Here is a 15,211-nt window from a genome sequence, read left to right as displayed (position 1 = left end):
GTTCAGTCTCCTTAATCGCGTCCAGCAGATCGCCACCGTGCCTTAAAGTCAGGCAACCAGTTTTCGGGGGCATCGCCAAACTCTGCGCGCAGCTCATCGAGCAACGCTACAGTCCCTTGCCGACCTGACAGCACCGCCAGCTCGTCATCCATGCCGTTGAGGTCCAGTTGAACCACAACGGAATCATGCCCCTGCTTCACCAGAAAGCACCGGCTTTCCGGCGACAGATCGACCTTAATCAGCCGAAATTCGGCTTCTGTCAGGTTCAGTCCGTCGATGTAATCCTTCGCTTGTGCGTTCGGATTGGGCAGAAGTATCTTTGTCGCGCATTGCTCGATGATCGTCTCGGAAATGTCCGATTTCAGAGCGTCGGCAGGCGACTGCGTGCCGAACATCATCATCGCATTGCGCTTACGGTAGGTCTTGAGGCCATCGCGCGCGAATTGCCGGAACGCCGGATCGCCCAGCGCCTTCCAAAATTCGTCAATGTCGATGATCGTGGGGTTGCCATCCACAATGTCATCGAGGCGATGGAACAGATAGGCCATCAGTGGCGGCCTGATCGTATTGTTCTCAAGGAAATCGGTCATGTCGAAACCCATCAGGCGGGAGTCGAGATTGAGCGTGTCGGCAGGATTATCGAACACCCAGCCATACTCGCCGCTGGCCGTCCAACGGTCGAGCCGTGCGCCGATCCCTTCGACGTTCGTTTGATCGAGCTGCGCTCGCAATGCCGAAAGCGACCTGGTTTCACGCGGAAGGCGCTGCGTTGCTTCCAGGGCCTTCCGCAACTCATATTGTTCCGAGGCGGTCAGATCGCCCTTGGCGGGCGCGACGAGCTGGCGCAGCCAGTTGAGCAGGAACTCCTTGTTCCGCTCATTATCCGGCAGCGCCTTGAGCGGCGAGAAGCCCGATGGCTCGCCATTACGCAGCGCCAGATAGGTTCCGCCGCTGGCGCGAACGAAGATTTCAGCGCCACGGTCCTTGTCGATGAACGCCATCCGTGCGCCGGTCTTTTCCGCCTCTGCGAGCAGGAAATTCTGGACCACGGTTTTACCCGCGCCCGAAGGGCCGAGGATCAGCGTATGGCCCACATCGCCATAGTGGAAATTGAAATAGAACGGCGAATTGGCCGTGGTCTTGAGCAGCGCAATCGCATTGCCCCAATGGTTCCCATGCAGCTTGCCGGTCGGATAGGTATGGAACGGCGCGAGGGCCGAGAAATTGCGCGAATTGATCCGGGCTGGCCTGGTGCGCCAAGTGAAATTACCCGGAAGCATCGACCAATAGGCCGCTTCCAGCGCCATATCCTCACGCGCCGCGACAATGCCCGAATCCGAAAGTGCGGCCCTGGCCACGCTCATATTGTCGGCCAGCACTTTCGCGCTTTCCCCAAACACAGCCAGCGCCAGATGATGCTCGCCCAGCACATGACGGCCCGATTGAAGATCGTCCATCATGCCCGCCAACTGGTCCTGCTGGCTCACGGCCACATCTTCGCTGGCGCTCAACTGGCCCAGCTTCCGCCGCGCCAGTTCAAGCCCCATTTGCTTGCCGGTGAAGGCAAACCCCTGTGCAAGCACAAACTCGAAATTTGCCTCAAGCAGCGCGTTGAGCTGGCCCGGATATGTCCCGGCAGCGTGTTCACGGATCGAGAGAATGCCGCCCAGGCGCGAAGCGCCCGGTTCGCGGATTTCAAACAATTCCTCACCGAAAATCACCCGGTCGGAATAGATCGCGCGGCCCAAATGACCGCGCACCAGCGGCACCCGGCGTTCATCCGCCGTCATAATCCGCTGCAACAACTCCATCGGCTCGCTGAAAACGAGGCCGTTATGCTCATAGGTGCCGAGCAGCCGGGGATTGATCCGCCCCAGCAGCTTCTCCACGTCGCGCAAAACGTCATTGAAGTTGAGGATTATGTCATCCTCTGCCTCTTCCTTCGTGTTCTTCCTGAACATGGAGAAGATCGAGGACGCGGCCTTTTCGGCAGCATCCGCCGCAGGACGATACAGCACCGTGATATAATGCTCATTGATGAACATACGTCGCGAGCGAACGCGATCCTTGTAGGTCGCGTTCAGATCAGTGGCGAACTCTGAACGATACTCGCCGCCCGGATAATGCCGCTCGATCCTGCGGATCGTGTGCGTCATCACCGCAACGCGCGGGTCCGAAATTGCCCGCCATGTATTGTTCAGCTTTTCGTGCCAGTCATTGATCGTGGCAATGTCAGCCGTCTCGAATGCAATGCCATCGACAGCGAACACAGCCATGTATTCGCCATTGTCGAGCGCGATCACGTTCTCATTGACGTGCCGCGCATAGGGCAGATTCACATCGGGGTCGCGCTCCCGGCGCAGGACAGCACTACCAGCCACGACGAAATCCTTTCCGCTTCGTGCCGACAATCGGCAGCGGCGAATAGCTGGAACCGCCCCAAACACCCTTGTTCGGGGGGCCGGCTTTCGTTCGCATGTAGAGCTGCAAGATGCGGAACATATTGTAGTCGCTGCGAACGATGAAACGCGCAGCCAGCAGAATAGCGCCGCCTATCGCGATGGCGATGATCGGATTGCCGAAGATCATCAGAATGACAGCCGAGAACGATGCGATCATCATGGTTGCCTCAACAGGCACCCCGAACCACAGCGCAGGCCGCGTCAGCGCAAGGCTCAACGGATCTTCAGTCAGGAATACTGGTTCGGACACTTCAACCTCACAAAAAGATGGCCACGAGCGCAGGCGCTGAAAGCATGACGATGAAGCCAGCAGCCCACAGCGCCAGCGTCTGCCGGTCGCCATGACCGGCCATGTAGAAATACCCGGTGATGACGAGCGCGAGCGTTGCAAACGCCACCGTCGCAGCGAGGATAGCAGCCGCCATCGAGGATGCCTGCGAGGCCGCTGTTGCCACTTGCGCTGCCGCAGGCGAAGCCCACGGCAGCGCACCCAGCAGCCCCACAGCACATAGTTTCAGCCGGGTATTCAAATCACGTCCCCGCGATGGTCGAAACGACCCAGGCGGCACCGAACACGATGAAAATGCCGACAATCACGGAGCCGAGCAGCCCCTTGTTGCCATTGCCCATCATAAACATGAAACCGCAGATCACGACTGCGATTGTGGCGATGGCGATAGCGATCGGGCCTGTCAGCAGGTTGAGCAGGCTGGTGAGCATCGAGTCCACCTGCGTCTGGTTCTGGCCTTGAGCCATCGCCGGGGACGATGCGCCCAGCATCGCCAGCGCCAAGGCATATCCAGCCTTCACCTGACCCGACACTGATTTCAATTTCTTCATTAGAAAATTCCTCCTGATGCAACGATGACGACGCCCACGCAGAAGACGAGCACAGACATGAGCGTTGCTCTGCGTGAAATGATGAGAACGCCCAGCCAGATGACGCCGAGCAGAACCGCTGGCGCTACAAGGGCGGTCAGTTCATTGAGGACCGCTTGCGCGATCCCGTCCACTTGCGCGGAAGCCGGGGCGCTGATCGCGCCCAGCAGCACCACCAGCGCCAGTTTCACCAATCGTTCGAGCCGCGCGGCCATCAGCGCCTCCCCGACTGGTTTGAGGCCCACTGCGCCCGCCCAAACACGTCCCACGATGGAGGCGGCGGGGCTGCGTCTTGAGCTGCCAGTTCGACGGTTTCTGGCTGCGGATATGCGGCTGACAATCGAACGGCACCCGCTCCCCCTTGCGAGGGAACGGATGCCGCCACGACCCAGGGCTGCGGAGCGAGATAATCACCCGGCCTGGTTGGAGAGCTGCTTACGGCAAACGCGACGTGCCAATGATCGTCATGGTCAGGATCGCCCGGCCCCAGCAACTCGACAATCTGAATGCCATTTGCCGCAGCCACGGCGCGAATGTCGGCACGGGTTATCGACCCCAGCCCCGCGCGCGGCACGAAATCGACCGCCTGCCCATATTTGTGGAAGCTGTTTCGCGCGCCATAGCTGGCGTTCATCGGCCTCCAAGTGTCGGTTATCCGTGCATTGAACGCCCGCGAGAGAACGCCCGCCACCGCATCGACCGTCCAGCTTCTGCCTGTCTGCGCCGTTGCCACCATCGGCGTGGCCCTCCGGCGCTGTCCCGCCGCAGACCAGACCCGACCGACATAGCCATTGCTTAGCCCGCGTGATCGCGAGCCGGTATTATATTCGCTCACCGCCGCCTGTAGCGGGCTTGGGTGGCCTGCATCGAGAGCGCGCGCGTAATTGTCCGTCAGGATGGCCGCTCCGACACGAATGTTCGTGCAGGGGTCGAAAACCGTTTCAGCCGTCAGGCCATATTTACGCATGTTCGCGCTGTTGATCTGCATCAGCCCAGCGTCGAAATTCGCGCCTCTGCTCTGCAATCCCCGAACCGTCGCAATTGCATCGGCCCGGTTCGTCGGTTGCCGAGAAAGGCGAGCGCCTGAATTTACGCCAATGCGATAGGGATCGCCGCTCGATTCAACCTGGATGATCGCGTTCATCGTCGCAGGCGCGACATTGGGAGCGCAGGCTTGCAGCAAACTGGCCAGAATTGCGCCCTCAATCGGCATCAAAACCCTTCCCGTCCATGAGTCCGGTAATAGTCCTTATTGCATAACCGATAGTGCGGCAACCTCCTAAATGCAATCCGGCGAAATCGCCTGTTCGGAATCGGGATTGTTGCAGCGGAAATCGCTTGGCTTGCTGCAAGCGGAGTCAGCCGTTAGATCAATGCGCTTTCACGGATTTGGAACTGGAAAGCTGGTCGTTGCCCAAGATTGTCGCATACCTGGCAGAAGGACCGTCCGCACCGCAGGTCGCAGATGGCGACGAGAGCTGGACTGACGGCGCGGCCATCGCAATTTCGAGCGGCGACAAGAGTTTCTTCGATCTGATGCGCCGCCCCCTCTCCCCTTCCGGGGAGCGGATCGAGGCGGGCGACACTATCCGGATTTACGACTGGACCTGCATTGACCTTGAAACAACGACGCTGGTTCGCACACTGTTCAAATATGTCTCCGCAGGCGTCACGGTCGAGATTTTCCGCCCGCGCCTTAGCTTTGCTGCCAATAGCGACGATGCCGCTTTCAGAATGCTCGCAGGGCTGGACGAGCATTGGCGCCACAAGCACGGCGAGAAAACACACAAGAAGCACCCGAAGGTCGGCCGGAAACCGCTTTTGCAGGACGACGACCTCCCGAAAATCCGGGCCATGCTGGAAGAGTCCGGCGCGAATGTGACCAATGTAGCAAAGAAGTTGGGAGTCGGGCGCTCAACCCTGTTCGACTTCCTGGATCGTCACAAGCACACGGCTTGAGGGTCCGCCAGTAGCCACGTCACCGGCTTGCCCAAAGCGTGTGCAACACGCTCTGCCTCAAGCACCGTAATCTCTTCGGCTGTGCATTCGAGCATCGCGGTGACGCGATCAGCATCAAGGTCGGAACGCGCGGCCAGATCGCCAACCGCCATCCCAAAAACCTCCAACGCCTTTTGCAAATTAACCGAGATATTCTGATAACTTGCAGAACAATCGCAGGAACATTTGGGGGCGACCATGCTATGATCCCATTGTCTAAGGGATAGCTACCTTTAGCCGCAGGACTCGCCATGTCCACACGCTACTTAATCCAAACTGACGTAGTTACCGTTCCTGTAGCAAATCAAGAACACTGACCTGCAAGGCGCTCGCCAAGTCTTCAAGACTGTCAATCGTCGGATTCGCACGCACATTTTCTATATTGGAAATATGCGAGGCCGCGATGCCTGACAATTCCGACAGTTCAGCCTGCGACAGCCCGCGCGCGATCCGCAGACAGCGGCAATTTGCCGCGAGGTGCTTGAGTGTTGGAGATGCCACCTCATCCCTACTCAAATATCTCACCATCCATTCAGACCCCGGCGACCGCCCTCTTACGTTGAACTGTTACATATAAGCGACCGGGCGCAAAACACCATCATATCTGGCGAACTACCTTGGACCTCTGCATTCGTTGACACATTCCGCCACGAGCCGTAATGAACCAGAATGGCACAGCCCGAATCAAAGAAACGAGTCGCTAGAACTCCCGCACAGCGAATGCGAGACCGGCGCAAGGGGCTGGCCGATCAAAATTTGACGCAAACAAAAATAACTATTTCCGCGCCCGTCAAGCAACGCATTCTTGACCTCAAGGCCAACTATAAAATGGCGGGAATGGATAACGTAATTTCCGCCATGATCCGCAACGCGATGGCGACTTATACAGTCGAAGAACTTCCTCTGCCGCCCCCGACCCCCGAAGCCATCCCAACATCGGTGATTACCGTTCACCTGTCCCCGGAACATCGCCAATTCCTCAAGGACGTTGGCAGGTTCAATCGCGGAACGACTATGGGCATAGCACTCGAAGCCGTCGCCATGCGCGTTCACAACCTGCGCCCAGGCGCAAGGCAAATGCCGCTATTCGACAACACTATGAAGGAAGGGAGCGCCGTGAGCGGATAAACGAAGCCCGGCACGAAGGCCGGGCATCGGGGCTATCCAAAGCACCATTTCTCAACGCTTGGATAGCCCCGTTTCCCACACAGATCAAGACCAAAAAGCGCGATTCGTGCCACAGCACCGCTTTGCCTGCTGACGGCCTCCAACACGGAGGACGAAGCGATGAACTATGCCCCGAACCAACGGGCCTTTGAAGCCGCGCAGACCGTCATGGACGAGCTGCTGGCCGAAGGCGTCAGGCTCGATGATATTTACGCCGCCGCGCAGTTTCAGGAGGACCAGAGAAAAGCGGGCGCACCCGTTCTGACCTTGCGGCAGATACTCGGCCTGGACGCGCCGCCAGAGCTAAAGCGAACCGCGCGCCAATCGGTCACATCGGTTGTCACGCCTGTCATGCAGGCCGCGACACGCGCTTTCGGGCGGGAACAGACCCGCCAGCGCCGCAAGGCGAAGGGTGGCTTGCACGTTACCGGCGCGCGCGTCTGGCGCGATTCCGTTCCGGAAGGCGGCGAGGAAGAACGCGCCTTCATCCAGCGCCCCTCCAAGTCCTACACGGCCATGATAAACAAGGCCGTCGCGCGGCTCGACGGCCTTGGCCGCGAAATGGCGCGCATTCGCAGGAGCGGCACCCGCGAGCTGACCACGCACGAGTTTTACGTCACGCTGTTCAACGATGCCGAACGGCGCGTTCTGCGCTTTCTCATCGACCAGCAAGCCTATTTCAAAGGGCAATGCTCGCCATCCATCGCCGCTATCGCCAAGGCGATCCATCGCTGCGAACGCACCGTCTATAATGCGCTCAAGCGGCTCCAGACCATCGGCCTGGTCGAATGGCTCCGCCGCAAGGTCATCATCGCCCCTGACAAACACCAACCGGGCGCGCGGCCTTCCGCCGAACAGACCAGCAATATCTATCGCTGCATCCTCCCCAAATGGCTGGCCAAGATGCTGCGGATCGAGCCTGTCCCGCTTCCCGCCGATGAACTTTCGCGGCTAGATGCTCGCCACGAGGATCTAGCCGTGATGATTGCGCAGGCGTCACCGCGCGAACGCGCGGCCATGATGCCTTCCGAACCCGCCTTGCGCGCCGCGATCATGGCGGCCGCCATGCGGCTCGACAATCGCGCGGGCCTCAACCCTGCCCACCTGCCTGACTGCAACACATGCGATGGACCTCCCCCCATTATTATATAATAGTCATAATGAGTGGGCCTGGTCGGCCCACGCGCTTGGCCTGACGGCCTGACAATGACGAACTGGCAATCCAAAACCTGCAAATGCCCTCCCAGGACGACAGGGCAGGACCGGCGCTGCGCGCCGGGTTGCTCCCCAGGGGGACCAAGCGGCAATTGTCGTGCCAATCCCGAACCTTTGCATTTGTCGGAAATGGTTTTCGCGCTATAACCGGACGGTATGGAGCGAACACCACTCGAAGCGGCCAGGGAGACGGTCAAACGTCTCGGAGGCAAATGGCACGGGGGCTATGGCAAAGCCCGCTGCCCCGCGCATGATGACCGTTCGCCGTCGCTTTCCGTCACACCCGGCGATAAGGCCGTGCTGTTCAAATGCTTTGCCGGTTGCAGCCAGGAACAGATCATCGACGCGCTCCGGCGCGGCAATTATTCGGTCCAGATCGACCGCCCCGGCGAGCCGACCGATGGCCGCAAAGACCTGTCCCGGCTCTGCCGCGACCTATGGGCCAAAGCCCTGCCTCTCACCGGCACACCGGCACAGAAATATCTCGACCGGCGGCGCATCGGTCATAGCACCATCGGCAAATACGAGCCCGCCGCGCTCACCTATGAAAACGACAAGCGCATTCGGCTCCCCGCCCTCTATCTCCCCGTCCATGACAATGGCCGCATCGTCGCGCTCGACCGCGTGTTTCTCGATTCCGATGGCCAGAAGGCCCGCGCGCTCGATGAACCCAAGCGCACCCTTGCCGATCCGCGCGGAGGCGCTGTCAAGATCGGCAAGATCAGGAATGACCATCTGAACCTGGCTGAAGGCTTCGAGGATGCCGAAAGCGTCATCGCCATGTTCAACCTGCCCGGTTGCTGGTCCGTTGGCGGCACCGAATTTTACGCCCGCCTCAAAATTCCCGATCATGTCCGCTCGATCACGATCTATACCCAGCACGGCCAAGGGGCCGCGCAAGGTATCGAAAAGGGCCGCGTCAATTTAATCGGCTCGCAGAACAGATTACTTGACGTAATACCGCCGCCGCCCGGAGGCGACTGGAACGATGCCTGGTGCAAGGCCGGATAATGCGCCGCGTTGTCGCCATTGGCGCTGGCATTCTGCTGGCCTCAATTTTCCTAGATGACCACCCGGAAATGGCCGCCAATCCTCCTACAAACTTGCGCCAGCTATGCGATAATCTAGCCGACACATCACTTTGTGAAGCCGGATCGAGCCTCGCTGCGCTCGCCAAAGAGGAAAACCCGTTTTCCCCCTCGCCTTTCGATGGCACGTTACCGTCCATCCCCGGCGCGATCGACCCGGCTATCACACAAGCCGATCTCGATAACACTATCTGCGATCCGGCCTTTCTCACGCGCGCAGAAACGTCCCCATCCTGGAAGGCAGAAATGCGCCGCCGCATGGTCGACCAATCCTATCGCGGCCAAGACCCAGCCCTGTTTGAACTGGACCAGCTAGTGCCAGTCAAACTCGGCGGCGCGCGCATGACCGTGCAGAATTTGTGGTTACAGCCCTGGTCAGGGCCGACCGGCGCATGGAACAAGAACCGGATCGAGGACGAGCTGCACCGGCAGGTTTGCGCGCGGCAAATTCCGCTGAAAGTCGCACAGCAACTCATCGCGCGGGATTGGAAGCAGGTTTTCGACCCATCGACTTTACCCGTCGCGCAGGCACAGCCGGATTCTCTGCCGGAAATGCCCGAAATTCGGGCGGATGCGGAGCCAGTTGTGCTGTCTGCTGAACGGGTGGAGACGCCTTCCGACGATCTTTCAGGAACGAATGTGTTTGTCCCGGCAATCGGGCCGGAGAATTTCTAGGAGCAAGGGAGTATCAACTTATGCCTCGGAATATCGCAGAATTTCAAATCATTGGCCAAGTTGGCAAGGTCGATGAACGCGAAAATGTGACACATGCAAGTATCGCTGCAAACTACAATCGGCAGGTCGATGGCGAGTGGCAATCTGAAACATATTGGAACCGCGTGACCTGTTTTGGCAGGGCGAAGGATCAGGCCGAGCGGGCCGAAGTGGGCGACCTCGTGCGGGTGACGGGGAAGATGAAGCAGACCAGCTACGACCGGGACGGCGAAACCGTTTTTACCGTGGACCTCATTGCGGACAGTTTTTCCGTTCTTGCTCGAAAGGATGCAGCCGGAGACGACTGATTAGGCAGGAGATTTCGGGTGCGGTCCTGTCGGACACGGCTCTATTCGCTAGGCGGCAGAGCCGCCAACCTCACCGAACCCGCCAAGCGGTTTCGTCCCATCCGGGTGACGATCCTCGCATGACAGACCCGCAGGATCTCGTAACCGAGATTCTTGCGGGCCATCCATTCAGCACAGGGGTTGAACAATGACAGATGCAGCACAGGCCGAACCAGCGCCGCCCGATCCAGAGCATCAGCGCCTTGTCGAGCGCGCCAAACCTATCGCGCGCATGACGATGGACGCCTTCAAGGCCGACAACATCACATTCACGCCCGAAACCTTGCTCGATACCGTGGCCTTCGCGCTGGCCTATGTCTTTGACCAGGCCAAGACAGACGCGGCCACCAACAAGGCGCTGCGTGAACACGTCGCCGCCATCCATTCCCCGGCTACCGACACCGCGTAATGGCACGATTCGCGCGCTTCTCCCCCTGCCGGATCAGCCGCGCGCTCATGGCGCTCGCCATCGGCCTCGCCTTCCTTGGCCTTGCGCTCAATATCCAGCGGCGCGCGCATTGCCCGCGCTCCGAAACCGGGCTTGAACACCCCGTTTCTTCGCTGGCCATTGTCCCGCTCACTATCGACAGCGCCGGATCGACCCGGCGCTTCCAAGTCGAAGTCGCCTGCACCGCGGCCCAGCAATCGCGCGGCCTCATGTTCCGCGGCGCTCTAGGCTCCGATGAAGGCATGATCTTCCCGTTTCCACGGCCTCAATCAGCGTCATTCTGGATGAAGAACACCCCGCAATCGCTGGATATTCTTTTCATCGGAGCCGACCACCGCATTCTGAACATTGCGGCCGACACGACGCCTTATTCGCTCGATTCCATCACGTCCGATGGCAAGGCCATCGCCGTTCTGGAACTCCCCGCAGGGCGCGCCCAGGCCCTTGGCATCGCCGCAGGCGACCGCGTAGAATATTAACGGCACCAAAAGAAGGACGGAGGATCCGCGAAGCGGATCGTTCCGGCGCCATTGTCTGGAGGATCATGCCCGCGATCGGCGGCATGATCGAGCGCGCCTGGCTGTGCCTGGCGCGCAGTGTGCCGGCGTTGCCAGCACACCGATAGAGCCGCGCGAGCGCGGCAATTCGTCGTCACGGTGAAAGGGGGCGGCCTCCCCCTCTCTGCACAAGGGCTGGACCGTCTCGGCCCTGACGGGCCTCGCTTGGCGATCATGGCGGTTTCCCCGGCCTTCCGCGCTCGTGCCTCGCTTGTGCAGGCCGGGTGATCCCCCTCCCCCATGATCGGCCCTCAATTTGTGCATTCACACCCCCCGGCTTCGCCAGCGGGCAGAAGCCGATGGCGGGCCATCGCCTTCGGCTCACCAGAAAAAAGGGAAAATGCACATGACCAAAGCTGACCAACTGGCAGACATTCCGATTGCCACGATCCTGCGCGTCAATGCCGCGCGCACCATTCCGCTTGAACGGTATGAGGACGAGGGCAATTTTGACCGGATAGGCTATTTGCGCGACCTGGCCGACGACCACGGCGCAGACCTCGCAGGCGTGATCGCTATCGCTGACCTGCTGGGGCCGGAGGAAGATTTTGACGCCCTTGTGACCGAAATCGAGGACGGCGCAGACGGCTTCGGATTTGGCTCGCCTGCCTTCCCCTCACGCGAAGGGGAGGCTTGAGCAATGGCAAAGGCTATCACGATCAACCGCCCGGAAGGGCTGGCCGACTTCGGATATAGCGCGCAGGCCGCTTGCATCGGCAGTGCGCTGACACAGCACGAATACGCCAAGGCATACCGCCAGAACCTGCGGGCAATGCTCGACAGGCTGGAAACGCCAACCAGCGACACAGAGGAAGCCATAGACCGCGCGCAGGACGTGGCCGAGCTGCTGACCGATCTTTGCCGCATCGGAGCCGGGGAGAACGGACAATGAGCGCGACCATTTACACAGTCGGTTTCTATGAAATCGACCGGGCATTCGGTGGACCGGAGGAAGGGGGATGGTGGTTCGATACCGGCACCCTCATTCGCCTGCATAGCGTTCACCGCAACGACAATGCGGCTTGGGCCGTGGCGAACAGGGCCAACCGGCTGCTTGAGCGCCTGCAACGCGGCAAGCGTGGCGTGGATTCGGTGATTTACGAAGGCGGGCAATATCGCGCCTTTGTCTTTGCCGATGTGCCACCGGCTCACTTCCCGGCCACCGCGCCGACCTATTCCTGAACGGGAGGGATCGACCATGCCCCTCTATGACGCAGGAATTTGGCCCGGAAACGGCCACGACCGGAGCCGCTGGGCCGTGTGCGGCCCGACCGGCTGCTGGACCTTCCCCACCAACTACGGAGAGCGCGCAGCGCGCCGCCTTGCGGCTCAAATGAACCGCGCCGCCGCTGCCGACGATCAGACCCGGAGACTGAACCCATGACCAACCTTGCAACCGACACTTTCACCGCCAGCGACGATGCAGCCGAGCCGACCAATGCGCTGATGACGCCCGAACATATTGGCGAAATCTGCGAAGGCCGCGACATGGCAATTGCCCGCTGGAAAGGCATTTATGCGACCTATCACGCCGAGCGCGAGAAGGCCGCGCGCGAGTGCATTGGCGGCATCCTCCACCTGGCCCCGCCGCGCGACGACTACGGCAACGCCGAATTGTCCCGCGCCTTCCTCGCCACCGCGCCCGACCGGCGCAGGGACCGGGAGCGCGGCCACATGATCGAGACGCCCGCCGCCGACCATTTTGAGGCCGTTCTGACCAAGGAAATTGACCGGCAGTGCTGGACCGCCCTGATGGAGCGGCTTGGCTTTGACGACCTGCTGGACGAGCAGGCCCGCCGCGAATTTTCAGACGGATTGCGGGAGAACCCTACCCCCTTCACCGTCGAGAACTGCACCGCCACTTTCGGCCACATCTGGGCCAATCGCCGCGACCTCTATCTGCGAGGAATAGCCAATGTCTTTATGAAGCTGGACCGCCGCTTTCGCAGCCATGACGGTTTCAAAATCGGCTCCCGCCTCATTATCAACCGCGCCTTGAATGCGTGGGGATCGTGGGACAATTACGAGCGGAAATATACGCTTCGAGACGTTGAGCGCGTTTTCTATGAACTGGACGGCGAGCCACTGCCAACCATGACAGTCAAGCGTCCCGGCTCCAATGCACCGCTTGAGGAAGCCGACGAGGGGCAGCGGATTGACAGCCTGATAACGGGCAATGGCCAGAGCCGCGAGACGCCGCGCGTGGTGCATTGCCGCTATTTCCGGGTGCGGATATTCGGCAATGGCAATCTGCATATCTGGTTCGAGCGCAAGGATTTGCTCGAACAGGTCAATAAGCTGCTGGCCGAGTATTACGGCGAAGTCATTGGCGACGGTTACGACACGACCGAGGCCGACGACGCTCCGCAATTCCACATGACCCCGGCCAAGGACTTCGGCGCGTTCATGTCGTCAGAGGCCGTTGCTGCGCGCGTGATGAACCATGCCAGTATCAACAAGGGCGAGCGGGTGCTTGAGCCGAACGCAGGCACCGGCATTCTCGCCAAGGCCGCGCGCGAGAATGGCGCTGATGTGACCTGCATCGAGATTCAGCCGGGAATGGCTCACGAATTGCGGGTTCTGCATGGCTTTCAAAGCGTTCTGCAGGGCGATTTCCTGCGGACCGATCCGGCCCAATTCGAGCCGTTTGACGTGATCGTGATGAACCCGCCCTTTGATCGTGGCCGCGACTGCGATCATGTCACTCATGCGCTCAAATTCCTGCGCCCCGGAGGCCGGTTGATCGCCGTCATGTCCGCCCGCGCCGAGTATGGCGAGGACAAGCGGCACAAGGCGTTCCACCGCATTATCGACCAGTGCCGCCCCTGCTACGGTAACGGCAAATGGTGGGACTTGCCCCCCGGCTCATTCGCCCACGCCGGAACCAACGTGAACACCGTTGTTCTGGCGATCCGCAAGCCGGATTGATCCGGCTTGCTTAACGGCAACCGGCGGTGCTACGCTGCCGGTTGCTGACCACTCGCACCAGCGAAGTGCCTGCAAGATCGTAACTTCAACCGTTACGGCAACGGTAGATGACCAGCGCGGGACAATGGCCAAGGCCGCTGTCCCGCTGCTGACTTATTTCTCCCTGCGGGAAAATTTGTCGCCCTGGGCGCTGCCCTGGGCGACGGCCTGCGAATGGCTTTCCAGCAAGCCCAGCGACATGGCATTCGCAGGCGGCGCGCCCCGCTCGATTGCATCGAGAATATCCGGGCGCGCGGCCATCGCTATCCAGCGACGGCCATAGGATCGAGCCACGAGGAAATAGCTTTCCCCGTGGCACCCCACGACCGAACACCGATCCAGCGCATCGAGCAGCGACGAAGAACCGCCGTGCAGTGCAGCCATTGAGGCTGCATCGACCCGCTGTTGCAGGCCGCAGCACAGGCATTGCGAGCGCACCAGCGCATTCGAGCGAGCCAGTTCACCCCACGACCGCGCCCAGCGCGGAAAAATCCGATCCATTGAAGCCATGTTTGCAGCATAGCAGAATCCCTGCCCGTGGCATCAATTTTCAGGCCGTTCCTCGCATCGCTTCCAGATCGACACAGCCGCCAGATCGGCCGCCAGACGGGTTAGGCTTTGCGGGACACAACGTAATGCCCGGTGTCCCTGTCCGTGGGAACTTCAACCAAGCTGGCATAGGCCAAGCATCCCGGCAAGGATCGTCGGTCCCCCCAAAATCATGCTGATTTCGGATCCCCCAACGCCCGCTTCGCGGTCGCATTCGCGCTCCCTGCCTGCCTGCCCAATCGCCCATGCCGCCCTGTTTGCGTCCACCAACTACTAGGAGAACCGGATGCAAATCACATTGTTCAAAGCCCTGAAAACCCTTGACCTGACGGACGATCAGGCAACACAAATTGTCGAAGCGATGGAGGAATATATCGCCCTGAAAATCACAGAAGCCACCAAGGGCATGGAAGCCCAATTGAAGGCGCAAACCTGGCTGCTCGGCTTTATCGGCACGATCCTCGCCATCGGCGCGATCATCGCCGGGTGGAGCCATATCTGAACGCTCGAAGCGCGGGGCTACGGCCCCGCGCAACGCAGGCATTGCATACCTGCTTAATCAGCAGAGCGGGAAATTCCGGATGATGCACTATGTCCCGCCGCAAGCGGCTCCTGATGGTGCAGCCTTTTTGAACTAACCCGCAGGCTCTCCCGCCTCTCTCATTGATTGCCGCCCGCTGGCCCACAGGTCCGCGCGCAGGGCGGCAATCGGCTTCGCGCCGTGCGAGGGAGCCATCTTTTGAATGCCTGTAATCGTCGCAGGATCTCGCCTGCGAGATTCTTGCCGCCGATCGCGCGCGCTTGGTCTGCACTTCGCTAC

The 15,211-nt window shown here is 60.3% G+C and carries 22 protein-coding genes; 13 read left to right on the top strand and 9 right to left on the bottom strand.

Features of this window, described 5'->3' with window-relative positions:
- Positions 1–11: 11 nt before the first annotated feature.
- Genes ACGHU1_RS16125 through ACGHU1_RS16100 form a run of 6 tightly spaced genes read right to left on the bottom strand, consistent with a single transcriptional unit; the run spans position 12 to position 4,554 of the window.
- On the bottom strand, positions 12–2,381 hold the full coding sequence (locus tag ACGHU1_RS16125; RefSeq protein WP_390588554.1) for a VirB4 family type IV secretion/conjugal transfer ATPase: 2,370 nt from the start codon (positions 2,379–2,381) through the stop codon (positions 12–14).
- Positions 2,371–2,712, bottom strand: a complete 342-nt coding sequence (locus tag ACGHU1_RS16120) for a type IV secretion system protein VirB3 (protein ID WP_390588551.1) — start codon at positions 2,710–2,712, stop codon at positions 2,371–2,373. Before ACGHU1_RS16120 ends, ACGHU1_RS16125 begins: the two co-directional genes overlap by 11 nt.
- A 7-nt stretch (positions 2,713–2,719) precedes the next feature.
- The gene (locus tag ACGHU1_RS16115) at positions 2,720–2,992 is read right to left on the bottom strand and encodes a hypothetical protein (RefSeq protein WP_390588548.1); all 273 of its coding nucleotides are present in this window, start codon (positions 2,990–2,992) and stop codon (positions 2,720–2,722) included.
- A 1-nt stretch (position 2,993) separates the two neighbouring features.
- Complete coding sequence (locus ACGHU1_RS16110; RefSeq protein ID WP_390588545.1) at positions 2,994–3,302, bottom strand: TrbC/VirB2 family protein; 309 nt, start codon at positions 3,300–3,302, stop codon at positions 2,994–2,996.
- Entirely contained in the window at positions 3,302–3,556 is a 255-nt protein-coding gene (locus tag ACGHU1_RS16105; RefSeq protein WP_390588542.1) for a TrbC/VirB2 family protein, read from the bottom strand. Before ACGHU1_RS16105 ends, ACGHU1_RS16110 begins: the two co-directional genes overlap by 1 nt.
- A complete protein-coding gene (locus tag ACGHU1_RS16100) occupies positions 3,556–4,554 on the bottom strand; it encodes a transglycosylase SLT domain-containing protein (RefSeq protein ID WP_390588539.1) in 999 nt (332 codons plus the stop codon). The genes ACGHU1_RS16105 and ACGHU1_RS16100 overlap by 1 nt, the downstream gene beginning before the upstream one ends.
- Positions 4,555–4,751: 197 nt before the next feature.
- On the opposite strand from ACGHU1_RS16100, the gene ACGHU1_RS16095 reads away from it, so the two are divergent.
- Positions 4,752–5,300, top strand: coding sequence for a helix-turn-helix domain-containing protein (locus ACGHU1_RS16095; RefSeq protein ID WP_390588536.1), 549 nt, complete (start codon positions 4,752–4,754; stop codon positions 5,298–5,300).
- On the opposite strand, the gene ACGHU1_RS16090 is transcribed toward ACGHU1_RS16095, so the two are convergent.
- Together ACGHU1_RS16090 and ACGHU1_RS16085 are read right to left on the bottom strand one after the other, a co-directional pair.
- Complete coding sequence (locus tag ACGHU1_RS16090; RefSeq protein ID WP_390588534.1) at positions 5,282–5,452, bottom strand: hypothetical protein; 171 nt, start codon at positions 5,450–5,452, stop codon at positions 5,282–5,284. The genes ACGHU1_RS16095 and ACGHU1_RS16090 overlap by 19 nt on opposite strands.
- A gap of 172 nt (positions 5,453–5,624) precedes the next feature.
- Entirely contained in the window at positions 5,625–5,867 is a 243-nt protein-coding gene (locus tag ACGHU1_RS16085) for a helix-turn-helix domain-containing protein (RefSeq protein WP_390588532.1), read from the bottom strand.
- A gap of 141 nt (positions 5,868–6,008) precedes the next feature.
- Here ACGHU1_RS16085 and ACGHU1_RS16080 point away from each other — a divergent pair, with 141 nt between their 5' ends.
- The 11 genes from ACGHU1_RS16080 (at position 6,009) to ACGHU1_RS16030 (ending at position 13,803) form a co-directional block, all read left to right on the top strand.
- A complete protein-coding gene (locus ACGHU1_RS16080) occupies positions 6,009–6,467 on the top strand; it encodes a hypothetical protein (protein ID WP_390588530.1) in 459 nt (152 codons plus the stop codon).
- A 159-nt stretch (positions 6,468–6,626) separates the two neighbouring features.
- On the top strand, positions 6,627–7,658 hold the full coding sequence (locus ACGHU1_RS16075; protein WP_390588528.1) for a hypothetical protein: 1,032 nt from the start codon (positions 6,627–6,629) through the stop codon (positions 7,656–7,658).
- 219 nt (positions 7,659–7,877) lie between these two features.
- Positions 7,878–8,732 carry a toprim domain-containing protein gene (locus ACGHU1_RS16070; protein ID WP_390588526.1) on the top strand — a complete coding sequence of 285 codons (855 nt, stop codon included), beginning with the start codon at positions 7,878–7,880 and terminating at the stop codon, positions 8,730–8,732.
- Complete coding sequence (locus tag ACGHU1_RS16065) at positions 8,732–9,484, top strand: hypothetical protein (RefSeq protein WP_390588524.1); 753 nt, start codon at positions 8,732–8,734, stop codon at positions 9,482–9,484. Before ACGHU1_RS16070 ends, ACGHU1_RS16065 begins: the two co-directional genes overlap by 1 nt.
- A 20-nt stretch (positions 9,485–9,504) precedes the next feature.
- Complete coding sequence (locus ACGHU1_RS16060; protein ID WP_390588522.1) at positions 9,505–9,831, top strand: single-stranded DNA-binding protein; 327 nt, start codon at positions 9,505–9,507, stop codon at positions 9,829–9,831.
- Positions 9,832–10,018: 187 nt separating this feature from the next.
- Positions 10,019–10,279 carry a hypothetical protein gene (locus ACGHU1_RS16055; protein ID WP_390588520.1) on the top strand — a complete coding sequence of 87 codons (261 nt, stop codon included), beginning with the start codon at positions 10,019–10,021 and terminating at the stop codon, positions 10,277–10,279.
- Entirely contained in the window at positions 10,279–10,797 is a 519-nt protein-coding gene (locus tag ACGHU1_RS16050; protein WP_390588518.1) for a DUF192 domain-containing protein, read from the top strand. Before ACGHU1_RS16055 ends, ACGHU1_RS16050 begins: the two co-directional genes overlap by 1 nt.
- A 424-nt stretch (positions 10,798–11,221) precedes the next feature.
- Positions 11,222–11,512: a hypothetical protein gene (locus ACGHU1_RS16045; RefSeq protein WP_390588516.1), complete on the top strand. Its 291-nt coding sequence runs from the start codon at positions 11,222–11,224 to the stop codon at positions 11,510–11,512.
- Positions 11,513–11,515: 3 nt separating this feature from the next.
- Complete coding sequence (locus ACGHU1_RS16040) at positions 11,516–11,767, top strand: hypothetical protein (RefSeq protein WP_390588514.1); 252 nt, start codon at positions 11,516–11,518, stop codon at positions 11,765–11,767.
- Complete coding sequence (locus ACGHU1_RS16035) at positions 11,764–12,057, top strand: hypothetical protein (RefSeq protein ID WP_390588512.1); 294 nt, start codon at positions 11,764–11,766, stop codon at positions 12,055–12,057. Before ACGHU1_RS16040 ends, ACGHU1_RS16035 begins: the two co-directional genes overlap by 4 nt.
- 198 nt (positions 12,058–12,255) lie before the next feature.
- Positions 12,256–13,803: a DUF4942 domain-containing protein gene (locus ACGHU1_RS16030; protein ID WP_390588511.1), complete on the top strand. Its 1,548-nt coding sequence runs from the start codon at positions 12,256–12,258 to the stop codon at positions 13,801–13,803.
- 153 nt (positions 13,804–13,956) lie between these two features.
- On the opposite strand, the gene ACGHU1_RS16025 is transcribed toward ACGHU1_RS16030, so the two are convergent.
- Positions 13,957–14,343: a hypothetical protein gene (locus ACGHU1_RS16025; RefSeq protein WP_390588510.1), complete on the bottom strand. Its 387-nt coding sequence runs from the start codon at positions 14,341–14,343 to the stop codon at positions 13,957–13,959.
- 334 nt (positions 14,344–14,677) lie between these two features.
- Between ACGHU1_RS16025 and ACGHU1_RS16020 the strand changes: the two genes are divergently transcribed.
- Positions 14,678–14,893 (top strand): hypothetical protein, encoded by a 216-nt coding sequence (locus ACGHU1_RS16020; RefSeq protein WP_390588509.1) that lies wholly within the window; start codon positions 14,678–14,680, stop codon positions 14,891–14,893.
- The last annotated feature ends 318 nt before the right edge of the window (positions 14,894–15,211 follow it).

This window comes from Erythrobacter sp. MTPC3 (assembly GCF_042854385.1).
GTDB lineage: Bacteria > Pseudomonadota > Alphaproteobacteria > Sphingomonadales > Sphingomonadaceae > Erythrobacter.
This window is presented reverse-complemented; position numbering and strand designations above follow the sequence as displayed.

What these genes read in the sequence shown, in the direction of transcription:
- ACGHU1_RS16110 (WP_390588545.1), bottom strand. Translation starts at nt 3,302, where the DNA reads ATGAAGAAATTGAAATCAGTGTCGGGTCAGGTGAAGGCTGGATATGCC.
- ACGHU1_RS16105 (WP_390588542.1), bottom strand. Translation starts at nt 3,556, where the DNA reads ATGGCCGCGCGGCTCGAACGATTGGTGAAACTGGCGCTGGTGGTGCTG.
- ACGHU1_RS16100 (WP_390588539.1), bottom strand. Translation starts at nt 4,554, where the DNA reads ATGCCGATTGAGGGCGCAATTCTGGCCAGTTTGCTGCAAGCCTGCGCT.
- ACGHU1_RS16090 (WP_390588534.1), bottom strand. Translation starts at nt 5,452, where the DNA reads ATGGCGGTTGGCGATCTGGCCGCGCGTTCCGACCTTGATGCTGATCGC.
- ACGHU1_RS16085 (WP_390588532.1), bottom strand. Translation starts at nt 5,867, where the DNA reads ATGGTGAGATATTTGAGTAGGGATGAGGTGGCATCTCCAACACTCAAG.
- ACGHU1_RS16080 (WP_390588530.1), top strand. Translation starts at nt 6,009, where the DNA reads ATGGCACAGCCCGAATCAAAGAAACGAGTCGCTAGAACTCCCGCACAG.
- ACGHU1_RS16075 (WP_390588528.1), top strand. Translation starts at nt 6,627, where the DNA reads ATGAACTATGCCCCGAACCAACGGGCCTTTGAAGCCGCGCAGACCGTC.
- ACGHU1_RS16070 (WP_390588526.1), top strand. Translation starts at nt 7,878, where the DNA reads ATGGAGCGAACACCACTCGAAGCGGCCAGGGAGACGGTCAAACGTCTC.
- ACGHU1_RS16065 (WP_390588524.1), top strand. Translation starts at nt 8,732, where the DNA reads ATGCGCCGCGTTGTCGCCATTGGCGCTGGCATTCTGCTGGCCTCAATT.
- ACGHU1_RS16060 (WP_390588522.1), top strand. Translation starts at nt 9,505, where the DNA reads ATGCCTCGGAATATCGCAGAATTTCAAATCATTGGCCAAGTTGGCAAG.
- ACGHU1_RS16055 (WP_390588520.1), top strand. Translation starts at nt 10,019, where the DNA reads ATGACAGATGCAGCACAGGCCGAACCAGCGCCGCCCGATCCAGAGCAT.
- ACGHU1_RS16050 (WP_390588518.1), top strand. Translation starts at nt 10,279, where the DNA reads ATGGCACGATTCGCGCGCTTCTCCCCCTGCCGGATCAGCCGCGCGCTC.
- ACGHU1_RS16045 (WP_390588516.1), top strand. Translation starts at nt 11,222, where the DNA reads ATGACCAAAGCTGACCAACTGGCAGACATTCCGATTGCCACGATCCTG.
- ACGHU1_RS16040 (WP_390588514.1), top strand. Translation starts at nt 11,516, where the DNA reads ATGGCAAAGGCTATCACGATCAACCGCCCGGAAGGGCTGGCCGACTTC.
- ACGHU1_RS16035 (WP_390588512.1), top strand. Translation starts at nt 11,764, where the DNA reads ATGAGCGCGACCATTTACACAGTCGGTTTCTATGAAATCGACCGGGCA.
- ACGHU1_RS16030 (WP_390588511.1), top strand. Translation starts at nt 12,256, where the DNA reads ATGACCAACCTTGCAACCGACACTTTCACCGCCAGCGACGATGCAGCC.
- ACGHU1_RS16025 (WP_390588510.1), bottom strand. Translation starts at nt 14,343, where the DNA reads ATGGATCGGATTTTTCCGCGCTGGGCGCGGTCGTGGGGTGAACTGGCT.
- ACGHU1_RS16020 (WP_390588509.1), top strand. Translation starts at nt 14,678, where the DNA reads ATGCAAATCACATTGTTCAAAGCCCTGAAAACCCTTGACCTGACGGAC.